The sequence below is a fragment of the Pirellulales bacterium genome (assembly GCA_035546535.1).
Classification (GTDB): domain Bacteria; phylum Planctomycetota; class Planctomycetia; order Pirellulales; family JACPPG01; genus JACPPG01.
In genome coordinates this window covers 1-16,016 of sequence record DASZWQ010000160.1, presented here as the reverse complement: position 1 = coordinate 16,016, position 16,016 = coordinate 1, and the positions used below count along the sequence as shown (strand labels likewise).

16 protein-coding genes are annotated in these 16,016 nt (G+C 63.8%); 12 read left to right on the top strand and 4 right to left on the bottom strand.

The features are described from left to right. On the top strand, positions 1-1,570 hold a 1,570-nt coding region (locus VHD36_19345; protein HVU89493.1), incomplete at its 5' end, for a DUF1549 domain-containing protein. Continuing rightward, positions 1,558-2,832: a DUF1501 domain-containing protein gene (locus tag VHD36_19340; GenBank protein HVU89492.1), complete on the top strand. Its 1,275-nt coding sequence runs from the start codon at positions 1,558-1,560 to the stop codon at positions 2,830-2,832. The genes VHD36_19345 and VHD36_19340, both read left to right, overlap by 13 nt. Before the next feature lie 51 nt (positions 2,833-2,883). Here VHD36_19340 and rpsI read toward each other — a convergent pair whose 3' ends face one another. Next, on the bottom strand, positions 2,884-3,315 hold the full coding sequence (gene rpsI / locus VHD36_19335; protein ID HVU89491.1) for a 30S ribosomal protein S9: 432 nt from the start codon (positions 3,313-3,315) through the stop codon (positions 2,884-2,886). A 56-nt stretch (positions 3,316-3,371) separates the two neighbouring features. Beyond that, positions 3,372-3,806 carry a 50S ribosomal protein L13 gene (gene rplM, locus VHD36_19330; GenBank protein HVU89490.1) on the bottom strand — a complete coding sequence of 145 codons (435 nt, stop codon included), beginning with the start codon at positions 3,804-3,806 and terminating at the stop codon, positions 3,372-3,374. A 275-nt stretch (positions 3,807-4,081) separates the two neighbouring features. Between rplM and VHD36_19325 the strand changes: the two genes are divergently transcribed. Both VHD36_19325 and VHD36_19320 read left to right on the top strand, forming a co-directional pair. Then, positions 4,082-5,248, top strand: coding sequence for a Re/Si-specific NAD(P)(+) transhydrogenase subunit alpha (locus VHD36_19325; GenBank protein ID HVU89489.1), 1,167 nt, complete (start codon positions 4,082-4,084; stop codon positions 5,246-5,248). Positions 5,249-5,399: 151 nt separating this feature from the next. Then, entirely contained in the window at positions 5,400-6,968 is a 1,569-nt protein-coding gene (locus VHD36_19320; protein ID HVU89488.1) for a lipopolysaccharide biosynthesis protein, read from the top strand. A gap of 116 nt (positions 6,969-7,084) precedes the next feature. Here the strand turns inward: VHD36_19320 and VHD36_19315 are convergent, their stop codons facing one another. Continuing rightward, complete coding sequence (locus VHD36_19315) at positions 7,085-7,939, bottom strand: formyltransferase family protein (GenBank protein HVU89487.1); 855 nt, start codon at positions 7,937-7,939, stop codon at positions 7,085-7,087. 780 nt (positions 7,940-8,719) lie between these two features. On the opposite strand from VHD36_19315, the gene VHD36_19310 reads away from it, so the two are divergent. From VHD36_19310 to VHD36_19290, 5 genes are all read left to right on the top strand, one after another. Continuing rightward, positions 8,720-9,808: a fatty acid desaturase gene (locus VHD36_19310; protein ID HVU89486.1), complete on the top strand. Its 1,089-nt coding sequence runs from the start codon at positions 8,720-8,722 to the stop codon at positions 9,806-9,808. Positions 9,809-9,991: 183 nt separating this feature from the next. Continuing rightward, positions 9,992-10,435: a YkgJ family cysteine cluster protein gene (locus VHD36_19305; GenBank protein HVU89485.1), complete on the top strand. Its 444-nt coding sequence runs from the start codon at positions 9,992-9,994 to the stop codon at positions 10,433-10,435. Between the two features lie 194 nt (positions 10,436-10,629). Further along, positions 10,630-11,982: a histidine--tRNA ligase gene (gene hisS / locus VHD36_19300; GenBank protein HVU89484.1), complete on the top strand. Its 1,353-nt coding sequence runs from the start codon at positions 10,630-10,632 to the stop codon at positions 11,980-11,982. 167 nt (positions 11,983-12,149) lie between these two features. Continuing rightward, a complete protein-coding gene (locus VHD36_19295) occupies positions 12,150-12,650 on the top strand; it encodes an HYExAFE family protein (protein ID HVU89483.1) in 501 nt (166 codons plus the stop codon). Beyond that, positions 12,647-12,943, top strand: coding sequence for a hypothetical protein (locus VHD36_19290; protein ID HVU89482.1), 297 nt, complete (start codon positions 12,647-12,649; stop codon positions 12,941-12,943). The genes VHD36_19295 and VHD36_19290 overlap by 4 nt, the downstream gene beginning before the upstream one ends. Before the next feature lie 161 nt (positions 12,944-13,104). Here VHD36_19290 and VHD36_19285 read toward each other — a convergent pair whose 3' ends face one another. Next, positions 13,105-13,851: an NRDE family protein gene (locus tag VHD36_19285; GenBank protein HVU89481.1), complete on the bottom strand. Its 747-nt coding sequence runs from the start codon at positions 13,849-13,851 to the stop codon at positions 13,105-13,107. 146 nt (positions 13,852-13,997) lie between these two features. Here VHD36_19285 and VHD36_19280 point away from each other — a divergent pair, with 146 nt between their 5' ends. From VHD36_19280 to VHD36_19270, 3 genes are all read left to right on the top strand, one after another. Further along, positions 13,998-15,071, top strand: coding sequence for a hypothetical protein (locus VHD36_19280; protein HVU89480.1), 1,074 nt, complete (start codon positions 13,998-14,000; stop codon positions 15,069-15,071). Further along, positions 15,068-15,553 carry a thiamine pyrophosphate-binding protein gene (locus VHD36_19275; protein HVU89479.1) on the top strand — a complete coding sequence of 162 codons (486 nt, stop codon included), beginning with the start codon at positions 15,068-15,070 and terminating at the stop codon, positions 15,551-15,553. The genes VHD36_19280 and VHD36_19275 overlap by 4 nt, the downstream gene beginning before the upstream one ends. 188 nt (positions 15,554-15,741) lie before the next feature. Further along, the coding region (locus VHD36_19270) for a thiamine pyrophosphate-dependent enzyme (GenBank protein ID HVU89478.1) at positions 15,742-16,016 on the top strand (275 nt) is incomplete at its 3' end.

Below are 16,016 nucleotides of genomic sequence, written 5' to 3'. Positions count from 1 at the left end.
AGGCGCAGTCATCGAACCTGGCGTGCAGGAAGTGGTGCGCCGACTGAACGCCTGTTTTGCGCCGGGCGCGGCGGTCTCGGGCGGGGTGGCGCCTGCCAATACAACTTCTGCCGCCGCGACGGTCGAGCCTGCGGCCCCATTGGCCATCGGGCGGCGACTGTCGCTGGCGCTGGCTGGCACGATTCCGTCGCTGGAGGAAATCCGACAGTTCGAAAGGCAGCCGTCCGAAGAGGCAGTCGCCTGGTGGCTTGATCAATTGCTCGCGGATCGCCGCACCAGCGATTACCTGGCCGAACGGCTCGCGCGGGCCTTCGTCGGCACGCAGGAGGGGCCGTTTCTTGTTTTTCGGCGGCGGCGCTTCGTGAGCTGGCTGGCCGACGAGCTGCACGCCAACCGCCCGTACGACGAAATTGTCCGGCAACTGATCGCCAGCGACGGCCTGTGGACGAGCCGCCCGGCGACGAATTTCATCACCGTCACGATTCAGCCGGACAACGATCGCGGTCCGGACGCCAACCAGTTAGCAGCGCGCACCGCGCGGGCCTTTCTGGGCATTCGGCTCGATTGTGCCGAGTGCCACGATCATCCATTCACCGATTGGAAACAGCGCGATTTCCGCGCTTTGGCCGGCTTCTTCGGCCAGGCTGAGAACTCGCTGCGCGGCATTCGCGACCATGCCAGGCCGGCCAAGGTGGCTAATCCACTCACCGGCGAACTGGAGTCCGCATCAGCCGCCGTTCCCTTCGCCGCCGAACTGTTGCCCGCCGAGGGTCCCCCGCGCGAGCGACTGGCCCGCTGGGTCACTGATCCGGCGAACAAAACCTTTGCCCAGGCCACGGCCAACCGGATGTGGGCGCAGTTGTTCGGCCGGCCGTTGATCGAACCGATCGATGACATTCCGCTTTTTCGCACCACGAGCGACACTAGCGGCGGCCAAGCCGACGACCCGGCGACCGTGGCCTTGACGATCCTCGCTGATGATTTTGTGACCCACGGCTATGATTTGCGCCGGCTGATTCGAACGATCGCGCTGTCGGCACCCTTCGCCGCCGCGAGCCGGACGGTCGAAGACACGGCCCATGCCCCGGACGAACCGTGGGGCGCCTTCCCGCTCACGCGGTTGCGGCCCGAACAGGTCGTGGGCAGCTTGTTGCAAGCCTCTTCGCTGGCGACGCTCGATTACCAGTCGCACATCCTGCTGCGCTTCGCCCGAGCCGTGGGGCAGTCAGAGTTCGTCACGCGTTACGGTGACAGCGGCGAAGACGAGTTTGCGCCGCAGGGGGGCACCGTTCCGCAGCGGCTGTTGCTGATGAATGGCGAACTGCTGAAGAAGAAGACCGAGGACAATCTTGTAGGCAACGCCGCCACACAAATCGCGGCCCTGGCCTCGACCGATGAGAAGGCGATCGAGACGGCGTACCTGGCCTGCCTCACGCGCCGTCCAACGGTCCTCGAGACCGCGCACTTCGCGGCGCGGCTGGCGGACACGCGCGGCGGCGAACGCCGCGAGCGGATGGAAGACCTTTACTGGGCGCTGCTCAACAGCACCGAATTCGCATGGAACCATTAAAGCATCGCCTCGGGCGTCGGCGTTTTTTGGGCGCGGCCACGTTGGCCGGCGCCGGTTGGCTTACGCCGCTGGCCGAGGTCCTGGCTCGCCGCGCCGAGCAAGCGCGGCGCGAACCGGCGCAATCCGTCATTCTACTGTGGCTGGGCGGCGGACCGAGCCAGTTGGAGACGTTCGATCCACATCCCGGCGCCGAGATCGCGGCCGGCACGCAAGCAATTGCCACGGCCACGAAGGGTGTACAACTGGCCGCCGGCTTTGAGCGTCTGGCCGCCGAAATGCACGACGTGTCGCTCGTGCGGTCGCTTGTGAGCAAGGAGGGGGACCACGAGCGCGGGACGTACCTGCTGAAGACCGGCTATCGGCCGGACTCGACCCTCGTGCATCCTTCGATCGGCGCGATCTGCTGCCATCAGTTGCCAACGGCGACGGTCGAAATCCCGCGACACGTTTCGATCCTGCCTAACCAATGGCCCGCCCGCGGTGGCTACCTGGGCAACCAGTTCGACGCTTTCAAGACCTTCGATCCGGCCGAGCATATCCCCGACGTGACGCTCCGCGTATCGAGGGAACGCCAAACGGCACGGCTGAACGATCGCAGCGTGATCGACAGCGTGTTTCTGGCCGGCCGCCGCCGCGCCGTCGAGCGCACATTGCACGGCACGATGATCGACGAAGCCACGGCCTTGATGAACTCACCGCAATTGCGCGCGTTCGAAACGAGCGACGAACCGCGAGAGGTGCAGGCCGCCTATGGCGATACTCCCTTCGGGCGCGGCTGCCTCGCCGCGCGCCGCCTGATCGAGCAGGGGGTGCGCTGCGTGGAAGTGACGCTCGCCGGGTGGGACAGCCATACGAACAACCATGCAACTCATGAGCGGCTGGTAAAGATCCTCGACCCGGCCTTCGCGGCGCTCGTCGCCGATTTGCGGAAGCGCGACTTATTGTCTCGCACGGTTGTGCTCTGCGGCGGTGAATTTGGCCGCACCCCGAAGCTCAATCCCCTCGACGGCCGCGACCACTGGCCGCACGGCTTCAGCATGGCCCTGGCCGGCGGCGGGTTGCGCGGTGGGCAAGTGATCGGCGCCACAGATCCGGCCGGCGGCAAAAAGGTCGATGAGCCGCGCAGCGTGGCCGACGTGCATGCCACGGTACTACAAGCACTGGCCATCGATCCGGCGCACGAAGTCATGACGCCAGTCGGCCGACCGATGAAATTCAGCGAGGGGACACCGATCGCGCAGCTGGTCGAAGAAGCCTGCTGAATGCGCGGTCCGCCACCGACCACACAGAGAGTACCGAGATAAGCAGACGCGTTAACGCTTCGAGAACTGCGTGCCACGACGGGCACCACGCAGGCCGTAGTGCTTGCGTTCCTTCATGCGGCTGTCGCGGGTCAGCAAGTGCCCCTGGCGCAGCGCCTCTTCCAGGCCGCTGTCGTAAATCTTCAGCGCCCGGGCCAACCCCAGCTTGCAAGCGCCGGCCTGGCCGGTGATGCCGCCGCCGTGGACATTGATCGAAACGTCGACGCTGCCGACGCGATCGGTTTGGGCCAGCGGAGCCATGACGGCATTGCGGTCCTGTTCGCGCACGAAGAATTCCTCGAACGCCCGGCTGTTGACCGTGATTTTGCCACTGCCGGCACGAACGCGGACGCGCGCCACGGAAGTCTTGCGGCGCCCCGTACCCAGGGCGTCACCATTGTGCTTGACGGTCTGCTTGACCTGCGGCGTTTCGACAGTGGACATCGACTACCTCTGTAAAGTGCTACAAGTTCGCGGGCAAAATCTGTGCGCGCGACAGGTTATTTCAGTTTGGATTCTTTGGGCTCAGGGAGCTGGGCCTGGTGCGGATGCTCGGGGCCGGCGTAGATCTTCAACTTGCTCAGCATCTTCGTGGCCAGCTTGTTCTTGGGGAGCATGCGACGCACGGCCTCGCTCAAGATCAGTTCCGGCCGGCGCTCCAAACGGTGGCCCGCCGTCTCGACGCGCAAACCCGTGTAACCGGTGTAGTGCGTGTAGGTCTTGTTCTGCCACTTTTTGCCGGTGAAGGTGACCTTTTCGGCGTTGACCACGACGACGAAGTCGCCCGTGTCAACGTGCGGCGTGTACGTGGGGCGGTGCTTGCCCATCAGGATCATGGCGATCTCGGCGGCCAGCCGGCCCACGACCTGATCGGTGGCATCGACCAACCACCACTTCTGCTCCACTTCGCCCGGCTTGGCCATGTACGTGGTCATCGGTGCACTCTAGCGATTGAGAAAACGTGAATCGAAAAGCCCCGGCGGGGGCAATCTGGCAAAATGCGAAACTGACAATTTACCCCCCCTGGCTTGTTCGATCAAGGCGGGCATTCTAACTTAAAAAGAGGCCAGGGATCACTTGCTCGCGCGTTTCCGCGTCAACGGCGGCAGGCCGCCCCGCGGAACAACTTACGCCCGCCGTCCGAGTTCCCCCAGCCACGCCGCCGAGGAGCACAAGTGGGCCCACTCGCCTTTCCTTCGAGCACGCAAGCATGAAATGTGGCGTGGTCCGAGAGACCTATCCCGGCGAGTGCCGCGTGGCCTTGGTGCCGGCGGTGCTGCCGACGCTGACCAAGGCCGGCATAACGCTCGTCCTGGAAGCGGGGGCGGGCGAGGCCGCCGGCTATCCCGATAAGCTCTACCAGGACCAGGGCGCCGCGATCGTGACGCGGCGCGAAGAGGTCTTCTCCGGGGCCGACGTGCTGGTGCAAGTCCGCGCCTTGGGGGCCAACTGCGAGGCCGGCATCACCGACCTGGGCCTGGTCCGCGCGGGTCAAACGATCATCGCCTTTTGCGAACCCTTGGGCGCTCCCGAGGCGCTACAGCAGTTTTCGGCCCGCGGCGTCAGCGTCTTGGCAATGGAGATGATCCCGCGGATCACGCGCGCCCAATCGATGGATGCCCTGTCGAGCATGGCGACCGTGGCCGGCTACAAGGCGGCGCTATTGGCCGCCGCCGCGCTTCCCAAGATGTTTCCCATGATGATGACCGCGGCCGGCACATTGTTGCCGGCCCGGGCATTGATTCTCGGCGTCGGCGTGGCGGGCCTGCAGGCGATCGCCGCCACGCGCCGCTTGGGCGCAGTGGTCGAAGCGTACGACGTGCGCCCCGACGTGAAGGACCAGGCACAGAGCCTGGGCGCGAAATTCCTCGAGCTGCCACTGGAGACGGCCGGGGCGCAGGATGCCGGCGGTTACGCCAAAGCATTCGACGAATCGTTCTATCGTCGCCAGCGCGAGCTGTTGACCACGGCCCTTGCGCGACAAGACGTGGTGATTACGACCGCGGCGGTGCCAGGGCGCAAAGCGCCGCTATTGATTACTGCCGACATGGTTGAAGTCATGCAGCCCGGCTCGGTGATTGTCGATCTCGCGGCCGAGCGCGGCGGCAATTGCGAGTTGACCAGGCTCGGCGAAACGGTCGTGCATCGCGGCGTGACGATCCTGGGGCCTGATAACCTGCCGTCGACGGTCCCCATGCACGCCAGCCAGATGTATGCCAAAAACGTCGCGAGCTTGCTCGCGCATCTGGTCAAGGCCGGCAAGCTGGAACTCGACACGGATGACGAGATCACGCGCGAGACACTCGTGGCGCGTGGCGGCGAGATCGTCCATCCTAAGGTGCGCGAAGCGCTCGAGCGGAACGCAGTCAGCCGCTAAAGGGTGGCTGCACATCGCGCGGTGTGCGTTCGATTTTCGCCGTGCCGAGCTATATTTCGGCAGGACGTTCACGGCTCACCAAGCGCCGCGGGCGTTCTGATCTCCCGAGTCAGTGTGGCCGCAAACGCGTCCCACAAGGGCGCGACAGTTCATGTCCAGCGAGCGGATCGAAAACAGCGACGCGCTCAATCCGGCCTTTTCGCGAAAAGGCTTGCGCGAGGCCGTGCGCCACGGCAGCCGGCGCACGTTGTTCGCCCAACTGGCGTCGCACTTGATCTCGCTCATCGTGCTGGCGAGCCTGTACCACCTAATCGCGCCGGGCGATTTCGGGCTGATCGGCATGGCGCTGCCGGTGATCATGTTTTTGCGCGTCTTCACGTCGCTGGGCATGAACGTGGCCACGGTGCAATCGCGCGACTTGACCCCTGCCTTGATCTCGCGCTTGTTCTGGCTGCACGTGGCGCTGGGGACGGCCACGGCCGTGGCCGCCGCAGCCGTCGCGCCCGCCGTCGCCTGGTTCTATCGCGAGCCGCAGGTGAGGATCGTGCTCGTGGCCTTGGCGGCAACAAGCCTGGCCAGCGCCGTCGGGCTGCAGCATATCGCGCTCTTGGAACGCAACCTCCGGCTGGGAAGCGCCGCTGCTTGCCGGCTGGCGGGCCAGGGAATTGGCGGCCTGCTGGCCATTGCCTTGGCCGTGGCGGGGTGGGGCGTGTGGGCGCTGGTCATTCAACAATACGTCGAACTACTGGCGCTGGCCGTCCTGGCCTGGTACCTGGAACCTTGGCGCCCGTCGCTGAGTCGCGGACGTGAAACAGTGAAGCACACCTTGCGGTTCGGTGGTTACTTCACGACCACGCAGATTGTGCTGAATCTGCTCGCCAATGCCGACAAAATCCTGGTCGGCTTCTTGCTCGGGCGCGAAGCGCTGGGCTTCTACAGCCAGGCCTACAACGTGATGACCAAGCCGATCGTCGTGCTCACCACGCCGCTGACGAGCATCATGCTGCCGGCGCTGTCGCGGGCCGCCCACGATCCGCCGAACTACAGTCAGATCGTCCTCGGCTTTCAGCGACTGCTGGCCGTGGCCAGCTTCCCCGCAGGCATCGGCCTGATGATCGTCGGCCGAGAAACCATGTTGGCCCTGGGAGGTCCGCAATGGGTCGACGCCGGACCGCTCCTGATGATCCTGGCGGCCACGATCCTCGTGCAGGGCTTCATCAACATGGCCGGCACGATCTTCATCTCGGCCGGGCACTGGCGCGCCATGCTCGTCGGCTCGCTGGCCATGCTCGCCGCCCTGGTCCCGGGGCTCCTGGCGGGTTACCTGGCCGGCCGCGCCATCGGCGACGCCATGCCAGGCGTGCATTGGATCCCGTCCGACGTTTCGGACGCCGCGCACGATTGGCTGCCGCCCATGCTCGGCATGGCGTGGGGGTTTTCGCTCACGACCTGCCTGATCCTCTTCTTGCCGTACATGCTGTTCTGCTTGCGGTTGGTCGACGTTTCACCGGCCGACTGGACAAGGCAACTGGCTCGACCCGCCCTGGCGGCGCTTGGTATGGGTGCGATCGTTCTCATCACCCGCGTGATTCTGGTGAGTCAGGTCGCCTTGGGGCCGGCCGCGCTATTGCTCGCCGAAATCGCGGTGGGCGTGGCCGCGTATCTGCTCTTGGCCTCGCGCGAGATACGCTGGTGCCTGGAGCAGATTCGGCGCTTTTGATACCAGCCCGAAGCGCCAGCGAGGGATTCCATGCGATTCTTTCCCTCGCTGGCGCTTCGGGCTGATAGTTGACCACGAAGAACCGAGCCGTAAAGAAACGCTAGTTTCGCGCGCGGCTATTTCGAAGCCACGACGCGATGGAAGTGCAAGCGCACTTCGCGATCGACGACGCGCCGCACCCCTTCGACGAGGCAATTCGGCTCGTTATCTTCTTGCCCGATGCGGATGATGTCATCCAGCGGCATGCCGGGCGGCACGGTGAACGTCGCTTGATGGATGATCTGGTTGCCGGCGTCGAGGTCGGGCACGATAAAGTGGCACGTCGCGCCGTAGGTCAACATGCGGCTGGCGAAAGCCTCGTGATACGGTCGAATGCCCGGGAAGCTCGGCAGCAGGCCGTGGTGCAGATTGATGATCCGCCCACCGGCGTATTTCCAGCAACTCGACGGCGGGAGCACGCGCATATAGCGGGCCAGGACGATGTAGTCGACATTGTACTCGTCGCACAGCGCGATCATGCGTTCGTCATCGGCCGCGCCTTGCTCGTCGCCGATTGCGTGCCAGTCGACGCCAAATTGCTCGGCCAGCGAGCGGCAATTGGGGCGATTGCCCAGCATGAGCGCCGCATCGGCCTTGATCCGCCCGTCACGCAGGGCGCGCAACAGCGCCAGTGCCGGCTCGTGCCGCAGGGTGGTGCAAATCGCGAGGCGCGGGCGGTCGGCACGCTCGTCAGGAGACCAGACGCGGATCGACAGCCCGGTGCGCGTGCCGATCTCGCGCATCGCTTCGCGCAGGGCCGGCAGCCGATCGGCGGCCAACTGTACGCGCAAGAGCATGGCGAAGACGCGCTCCTCATCGTGATCGTACATCTGGATCTCGGCGATATTGGCGCCTTGGCCCGTCACGTAATGCACGATCGGATCGGCCAGCCCGCAGTTGTCCGGCCCGAGAGCGGTGATGTGAACTTGCATGGCAGAAGGCTTTGAAATCCTCGGGGCGATGGAAAGCTTGCCGCCGTTTCGCGAGGCTTCGGAAAAAGCCGCACCACGGCGCCGGCAGGTAAGCTTAGCACTCGCCCTGGCAAGGCACGAACGGGGTCATGACGCCTAGGGCGTCGTTCTCGGGTGAGTCAAGCGGCTGCAGGAGCCAGATCGACATCGCGAACGTGCGAGGATTTGCCCGCATCGGGCGGAAGGGGCACAACATTCGACGCCGCTTGGCAAGCTGTAGCGGTGCGTCAAGCCGTGCGGTGGCGACAGCGGTCGATCTCTGCGATGTGTAGCGATTAGTTGGAGCCGCGTTCGCCGGGCGTCGAGTATGTCCATATCGGCCGTGACACGGGGGCATGTGCACGATCGATCCGCAGGCGGCGGCTGACTTCTCTTGCTCTGACTTCCTGTCGGCCCGAGGAGGCCGACGCGGGTCGGGTATCTCGGTCCATCCTTAGACCTCTCGATTTGGTGATTTGCGGTCGCGGTGCGCGCACGTGACGTGGTGGCATGCACGATAGTCACGACCAACGGATCGAATCAAGCGAGGTTTTGCTGGCTAGACAGCCGTTTTACCAAAAACTCACGCTTGCCGTTCACCCATGTTTGCCCTGGGTAACAATCCCCGGGAAAGTACGCTAGCAAGAAAAGATTCGTCAAATTCTCTGCTCATCGGTAGAACTTAGGTAAGAAATTCCATCCGGCGTGTTCCAGGACGTCGGGCCTTCGGGATTCCTCCGTAACGCTTTCAGGTGCGAATTCATGCCGCCGCATTTCACGTCGCGCAGCTCACTTGCATCCTCGGTCCTGACCACGAAGGCGAAGCTCTCGTCGCCCATGTCGCGTCCGGCCACGGCGGCGGGCAGCCGCGTGTTGTGGACGTACGTGGCGGGCGTGGGTACATACCACGCCCTGGCGACGCTGGCTCTCTTCCCCTGGTTCTTCTCCTGGACAGGCGTTTGCCTGGCCGTGGCCGGTTTGTACGTCTTCGGCACGCTGGGCATCAATCTCTGTTATCACCGCCTGCTCACGCACCGCAGTTTCGATTGTCCGAAGTGGCTGGAACACGCGCTTTCCCTATTGGGTGTCTGTTGCCTGCAGGATTCGCCGGCCCGTTGGGTCATCGCCCACCGCATTCATCATCAGCACTCGGACGACCAGCCCGACCCTCACTCGCCGCTGGTGAACTTTCTGTGGGGGCACATGGGCTGGCTGTTCGTGGAGAACCACGCCACGAAATCCGCGGGTGCCTGCGATCGCTATGCGCGCGACATCCTTCGCGACCCGTTCTACATGCGGCTCGAGCGGAATCTGCTGTGGCTGCAAATCAATATGCTACAAGCAGCGATCTTCTTTCTGGCCGGGCTGGGATTCGCGCTGCTGGCCGGAGATACGCGAGCCGCCGCCGTGCAATTCGGGGCGAGTGTACTCGTGTGGGGCGTCTTCGTACGAACCGTCGCCGTGTGGCATATCACCTGGAGCGTGAATTCGCTGACGCACATTTGCGGCTATCGGAGCTACGAGACCGGCGAAAACAGCCGCAACAATTGGTTCGTGGCGCTCATTTCCAACGGCGAAGGTTGGCACAACAACCATCACGCCGACCAGCGCAGCGCCGCCCACGGACATCGCTGGTACGAAGTGGACATCACCTACCTGACGATTCGCGCGCTGGCGGCGGTCGGGTTGGCGCGCAATTGCATCGGGCCCAACCGCCGCTTGCTCGAAGGCGCTTCGATTGACGGGACGGCGATCGCCGGGGCCGTGATCGGCGCGCCGGCGAGCAACCGCGTGGCGGCGTTCCGCGGCGCGTCGGTTGGCAGCTTGTCGGGCGACGTAATCATCGACTGATCGACGCTCCGGCGGCACCTCGTCACTCACGTCCCGCATGCGCGCTCTTGGCAATTACCGCCCACTCCTAGGCGGTTCGCGCGGGTTTTGATACCCTGGATCGGCCGCTTGTTCGCCGGCCGAGCGATGTCTCGCGCCGCGACGGACCGGCGGGCCTATCACCGAGCCTCCGAAGGCCTATGCATGGAAACGACCGTGAAGCGGAAGATCCGCCGCGAAGAATTGCCCGTGGGCGAATGCCTGTGCGATCACTGCCCGGCCAAGTGCTGCAATTACCTGGCGGCGCCGATCGACACTCCGGAAACGCAGCAGGACTTCGACTACATCCGTTGGTACTTGTTGCACCATAACGCCACGGTGTTCGTCGAGGATGGCAGTTGGTACCTGTTGGTCTACTCGCAGTGCCGTCACTTGCGTCCCGACAACCGCTGCGGGATTTATGAAACGCGGCCGCAAATCTGCCGCGATTATTCCACCGACAATTGCGAATACGAAGACGATTGGGTGTACGAGAAATACTTCGAAACGCCGGAGCAGGTCGAAGAATACATGGAGGTCGTGCTACCGCGCGACAGCGGCCACAGTTTCCGCAGCCGCCGGCCACCGCTGCTGCCAATCCTTGCGTGAAGCGTGGCTGGAGCGGTTCGGCGCGTACTCACTGTCCCATTGCGGCCGCCAAGAGAACGCCATCAAAGCAAATCGACCATTCGTTCGATGTGTTCGGCATACCTTGGCCGCGAAAGAAGTCACCCTCCCCTTGCCCCTCCCTGGCAGCGCGAGGCAAGCTAGATCGCCTGAAATGAATTTGGGAAGCACTCGTCTTGAACCGTCCGACACGCATTGAGCCGCGCACGCTGAAGGGCTTTCGCGATTACCTGCCCGCTACCGCGATTCCGCGCGAGCGGATCATGGAGATCGCGCGGCGCGTCTACCGTTCGTACGGCTTCAGCCCGATCGATACGCCCGCGCTTGAATACCTGGAGATCCTGACCGGCAAGGGAAGCGACGAAACCGATAAGCAACTGTACCGCTTTCAAGACCCGGGCGAGCGCTGGGTCGGCATGCGTTTCGACCTGACGGTGCCGCTGGCTCGTTTCGTGGCCCAGCATGCCAACGAATTGGGGATGCCTTTCAAGCGCTACCACATCGCCACCGTATGGCGCGGCGAGAATACGCAGCACGGCCGGTACCGCGAGTTCATGCAGTGCGATTTCGATACGATCGGCACGCAGGGCATCGCCTCGGATATTGAAACCGTGCTGGTCATGCACGACCTGCTGCGGGCGATCGGCTTCGAAGACTTTACGATCCACATCAATAACCGGCAGGTGCTGCGCGGACTGCTCGAGCGCGCGGGCCTGACCGAGCAGTCCGTAGCCGTCTTGCGGGCGATTGACAAGCTGGCCAAGATCGGTCCACAAAAGGTCGTGGAAGAGATCGTCGCCACGGCCGGCGCGAGCGAAACGCAGGCGCGGCAAGTCGTGCAGATGGCCGAGTTGCAGGGGGAAAACGAGCGCGTTTTGGCGGAACTGGCGCCACTGGTCGCCGGCAGCGAGACCGGCCAGGCCGGAGCGGCACGGCTGGCCGAACTGTTGCACGCGACTCAAGCTGCTGGCCTTCCCGCGCGACGATTGAAGCTCGACGTCTCGATCGCTCGGGGACTCGATTATTACACCGGGGTCGTCTTCGAGACATTTCTCGATCGGTTGCCCAAGCTGGGAAGTGTCTGCTCGGGCGGGCGCTACGATAACCTGGCCGAGCTGTACACGAGCCAACAACTGCCAGGTGTGGGCGCATCGCTCGGCTTGGATCGTCTGTTGGCCGGCATGGAAGAGCTGGGCATGATCGAGCAGGTGTCGACACCGGCCGAAATCTTCATCCCGCTGTTCGACGCCAAGCTGCTCGAGCACTATCTCGCGCTGGCCGCGCAAGTGCGTCGCGCCGGCTTCGGCGTGGAACTCTACCCCGAGGCCAAGAAGCTGGGCCAGCAACTGAAATACGCCGACCGTCGCGGCTTTAGCGTGGCAATCATCATCGGCGAGAATGAATTGGCCGACAACGTCTGCCAGGTTAAGCTGCTGTCGACCGGCGAGACGGCCACGGCGTCATTGGCCGATGGCGCAAAACAGCTAGTCGCCGAATTGCACCGATTGCTCACGTCAGAGAAGAAGTAGTCGACAGAATCGAAGTCGTTTCAAAGAAGAATACTTCCTCAGATTACGCAGATGGACGCGGATTTTTGGAGGAGAGCTGCCGATCAATCGGCCGGCTCAGGTGCTTTGTTTCTTAATCTGCGTTAATCTGTGAATCTGTGGATGCCTTTTGAATCGCAGATGGAACGATGAACCGCGACAATCACTACGAAGCGGCTTTCGAAGAATATCTGCGGGCGCGCCAGGTGCCGTACGTGGCCGTCGACGAAGCACGCCGCACGCTGGCGGCCGACGCGTCGCTCAAGAGCCTCGACTTCATCGTTTCCTCGTCGAGTGGGTACTCCTGGCTGGTCGACGTGAAGGGGCGGCGATTCCCCTCGGGCGAGCAGAAGCAGTACTGGAAGAACTGGTCGACGCGCGACGATCTGACCAGCCTGTCGCGGTGGGAGAAGCTGTTCGGCGAGCGGTTTGCGGCGCTATTCGTGTTTGCTTACAATATTCATGGTGACCGCGCGCCGCTGGAGCGCAAGCAACTTTTCGAATACGACGGGGCCCTGTACGGGTTCGTCGCGATTCGACTCGAGTACTATGCCACTTACGCGCGGCAGATTTCTCCCCGCTGGGACACGGTAGCGATGCCGGTCGAGCAATTTCGCCGCTTCGCACAGCCGGTCGAAGCCTTGCTATGAAGGGCCAAGAGGCCCGCGACTCTACGATGTTGAACATGCTGCGGACCCTGTTGCGATCCCTGCTCGTGGCTGCGTGCCTGGCCATCCTCGCGACGCCGGCGCTGGCGCAAGGGAAAAAAAACGAGCCTAGCGGACGGGGCGGGGCCGGTATCCCCGACGCCGCGGAGCAGACCGAGCCGAATTACGTCTTCCCCTACTTTCTCGTGGTGTTAAGCATCGGGCTAGGCCTCTACGTTCTGAATAAGCCCACGCGCCGCAAGAATATGGACGAGAAGGACACGGCCCCCGCCTGATCTGGCCGTGCTGGGCAGGTACCTGGCCACAGAGCACACCGAGAAACTCCCAAGTTTCGAGCCCAAGACCGCGGAAGCAATCAAGGGCTTTCATTCCTCCGCTTCCTCCTCTGTGCTCTCGGAGGCCTCTGTGGCAAGAGTCTTCTTCCGGTGCGAAGTAATCATTCCTCTCGCCCCGTAAGCAGCCCGCGCAGCACCGCGGAATAGTCCTCGTAGTCGGCCATATCCGGCGCGCGAGGCGCGAACTGGCAAACCGCGTGGGCGGGATCGTTCGTCACTGCCAGAAGCGTTGAGGAAACCGTCCCGCGCTCGGGCCGGCGGACGATGATCGACCGCCCCGCGGCGTCGGGCCCTTGCCGGCAGACGCGGCGGGCGATTTCCAAAAACGAAGCCGTGTCCTTTGGTTGAGCCGCCGCAAACATTTCCCGCGCCAATTGCTGGCGCGAGTCCGCAGGATCATTTGCCGGGCCGTTGGTCACCAGGTGTAGCCCCGGCCGCAGCGGTGTTTCGCAGAGCGTGTCGCCCGCTTCGAAGATCAAACCCGCATTGGCCGCCGCGAGCAGGAAATTGGCGCCTGCGTAATGCCCCGAGACCAGTTCCCGCCGCAAATGCGCGGCAGCGTCGGCGATCGTCGTCATTTCCAACAGGTCACAGGTTAGCAGGCCACGCGAGCGCGGCCGCTCAGGCACGATGGCCTTAGGCCGGTTCGTGACCGCTACGACCAGGCCGCGCTCGTTGACCCCCAGCCAGGTACCGCCGGCCCGCTGATCGATACCGGCCAAATACCGGCAGCGCGTGCCCGCGACGCGCGGCGGCAAAAAGGGGCGATCAAAAAACTCTTCCCGGTTGGCCGCAATGGCCAGCGGTGCGTCGGGAATCTGCTGATAAAGGAGGGCAAGCAGGCACATAGTCTGTCAATTGTATCGCCGGCACGGTCAGATTTCTGCCGCCGCCGGCAGGAGACGCGGCACCAGAGACCGTCGATTTACGATCCTCACGCCCAACAAGCTATAATCGCGAGAGGCAGATAACCGGCCCCGGCGGATCGACGGCGATGCGCATCGTTTTCATTTTCTCGACGCTGATTATCGCCTTGGGGGCAGGCACTTCCCGCGCCCAAACGCCGCGCCGGGCGACCATCGACGTCGAGCTGGCCACCGAATCCGAGTCTTCGCCCACGGCCATGCAGCAGTGGTTCGAGATTCTGCGCGATCTGAAGGTCGACAATTTGCGTGCCCGCACGGCCGGATTCTCGGACGGCCCCTCGGTCACGGCCGCGAATAACGCGGGCGTCACGGTCTATAAAGTGGTGGGCATCGTCAGCCGCAACGGCGACCTCATCCTGCCCGGCGGCCGCTATCGCACGACCGAACGGGGGCGCCTGGGCGATTGGTTCAGCGACCTGCGCCGCTATGGCCCCGCAGGCAACTCGGCCGGCGGCCGCGGAAAGTTTGGCCTTTCCAAGGAGGAGTTCGACGCGCTGCGCGCGGATCTTGCACACCCCGTCAGCTTCTCGACCAAGGAGATGGCTCCGGCCGATTTCGTGCATCGAATTGCCGACCAGTCGCGGCATGCCTTGACCGGCGACGCCTCGTCGGCGAAACAACTCGCGGCCGGCGCGCCGATTGATTCCGAATTGCGCGGCGTTTCCCTGGGGACGGCGCTGGCGTTCGTGCTCGACTGTCAAGGGCTGGCCGTTGTGCCACGATTGGACAAGCGCGGACAAGCGGCGCTGGCGATCACCGCACAGCGGCAAAACCAAGAACAGTGGCCCGTAGGCTGGCCCTCGCAGAAACCGCGCCGCGATCTGGTGCCGGCCTTGTTCGACACGGCCGACGTGGAGCTCGACAAAGTCGAACTGCCGCGCGTGCTGGCGGCTGTGGGCGAGCACATCGCGGTCCCCATCCTGGTCGACGCGGGCGGCCTGGCCGAGGAAAAGGTCGACCCCGCGACGATCAAAGTCTCGCTCCCTGCGAAGCGCACGATGTATGAAATCCTGCTGCGCAAGGTGCTCGTCCCCCATAAGCTCGCGCACGAAGTGCGGGTCGACGAAGCGCAACGCCCCTTCGTATGGATCTCGACGGCGCGCAAGGTGTCGATCGTGAAATCGCGGGAGGCGGCGAAATGATCCTGCCGGCCGCACAAGTGGTGGCGACGATCGAATCGCTCGGCGTGACCCACGTCGTGTGGCTCCCCGACTCGGCCATGGGCCCCTGGGAAAACGCGCTTTTGGCGTCGGCACACCTGACGCTCGTGCGCGTGTGCCGCGAAGGCGAAGCCTGGACGATCGCGGCGGGCCTCTACCTCGGAGGACGGCGGCCGCTGGTGGTAATTCAGAACACGGGCCTCTTCGAATCGGGCGACGCCCTGCGAAATGTACTCTTCGATCTGGGGCTGCCGCTGTTTGCCCTGATCGGCTGGCGCAACTACCTGGTCGCCGATTCGCCGGACACCGCGCGCAAATTTACTGAGCCGGTGCTCGAGGCGTGGGGACTCGATTATCTGCTCGTCGATTCGACCGAGGCACTCGGCAAGCTGGCCGAGCACTACCGTGCCTGCCAGACCGCCGGCCGCCCCGGCGTGGCGCTTTTGGCCGAAGGGAAAGGGTGAAAATAGTAGTCAGTAGTCGGTAATCAGCAGTCAGTGAAGGATGTCGAATGCTTAACTTTCAAATGTGTACAGGAATCGTCGCAAAGGCAGGTCCGCCGAGTACTTCTTACTGGCTACCGACTACTGGCTACTGACCTGGCTACTGACTACTCTTCTGGCTGCTGCCCTCTGCTGACTGCCAACTTATTATGTCGAACCGCATGCCCTTGGTGCCCGCTTTGGAAGTGCTGCTCAAGCGGCGGCGCGATGAGATCGTCGTTACCACGATGGGATCGGCGCGGGAATGGCCGCGGCTGTCGCGGCATCCGCTCGATTTTCATTACATTCCCTCGGCGATGGGGCACGCGCCCATGCTGGCATTGGGCATGGCGCTCGCGCAGCCGCAGCGCGAAGTCCTCGCCTTCAATGGCGACGGTTGCATGCTGATGAGCCTGGGCTGCCTGGTGACGATCGTCGCCAGCGG

Coding starts and splice junctions, on each gene's coding strand:
- VHD36_19340 (HVU89492.1), top strand. CDS start 1,558: ATGGAACCATTAAAGCATCGCCTCGGGCGTCGGCGTTTTTTGGGCGCG.
- rpsI (HVU89491.1), bottom strand. CDS start 3,315: ATGTCCACTGTCGAAACGCCGCAGGTCAAGCAGACCGTCAAGCACAAT.
- rplM (HVU89490.1), bottom strand. CDS start 3,806: ATGACCACGTACATGGCCAAGCCGGGCGAAGTGGAGCAGAAGTGGTGG.
- VHD36_19325 (HVU89489.1), top strand. CDS start 4,082: ATGAAATGTGGCGTGGTCCGAGAGACCTATCCCGGCGAGTGCCGCGTG.
- VHD36_19320 (HVU89488.1), top strand. CDS start 5,400: ATGTCCAGCGAGCGGATCGAAAACAGCGACGCGCTCAATCCGGCCTTT.
- VHD36_19315 (HVU89487.1), bottom strand. CDS start 7,939: ATGCAAGTTCACATCACCGCTCTCGGGCCGGACAACTGCGGGCTGGCC.
- VHD36_19310 (HVU89486.1), top strand. CDS start 8,720: ATGCCGCCGCATTTCACGTCGCGCAGCTCACTTGCATCCTCGGTCCTG.
- VHD36_19305 (HVU89485.1), top strand. CDS start 9,992: ATGGAAACGACCGTGAAGCGGAAGATCCGCCGCGAAGAATTGCCCGTG.
- VHD36_19295 (HVU89483.1), top strand. CDS start 12,150: ATGAACCGCGACAATCACTACGAAGCGGCTTTCGAAGAATATCTGCGG.
- VHD36_19290 (HVU89482.1), top strand. CDS start 12,647: ATGAAGGGCCAAGAGGCCCGCGACTCTACGATGTTGAACATGCTGCGG.
- VHD36_19285 (HVU89481.1), bottom strand. CDS start 13,851: ATGTGCCTGCTTGCCCTCCTTTATCAGCAGATTCCCGACGCACCGCTG.
- VHD36_19280 (HVU89480.1), top strand. CDS start 13,998: ATGCGCATCGTTTTCATTTTCTCGACGCTGATTATCGCCTTGGGGGCA.
- VHD36_19275 (HVU89479.1), top strand. CDS start 15,068: ATGATCCTGCCGGCCGCACAAGTGGTGGCGACGATCGAATCGCTCGGC.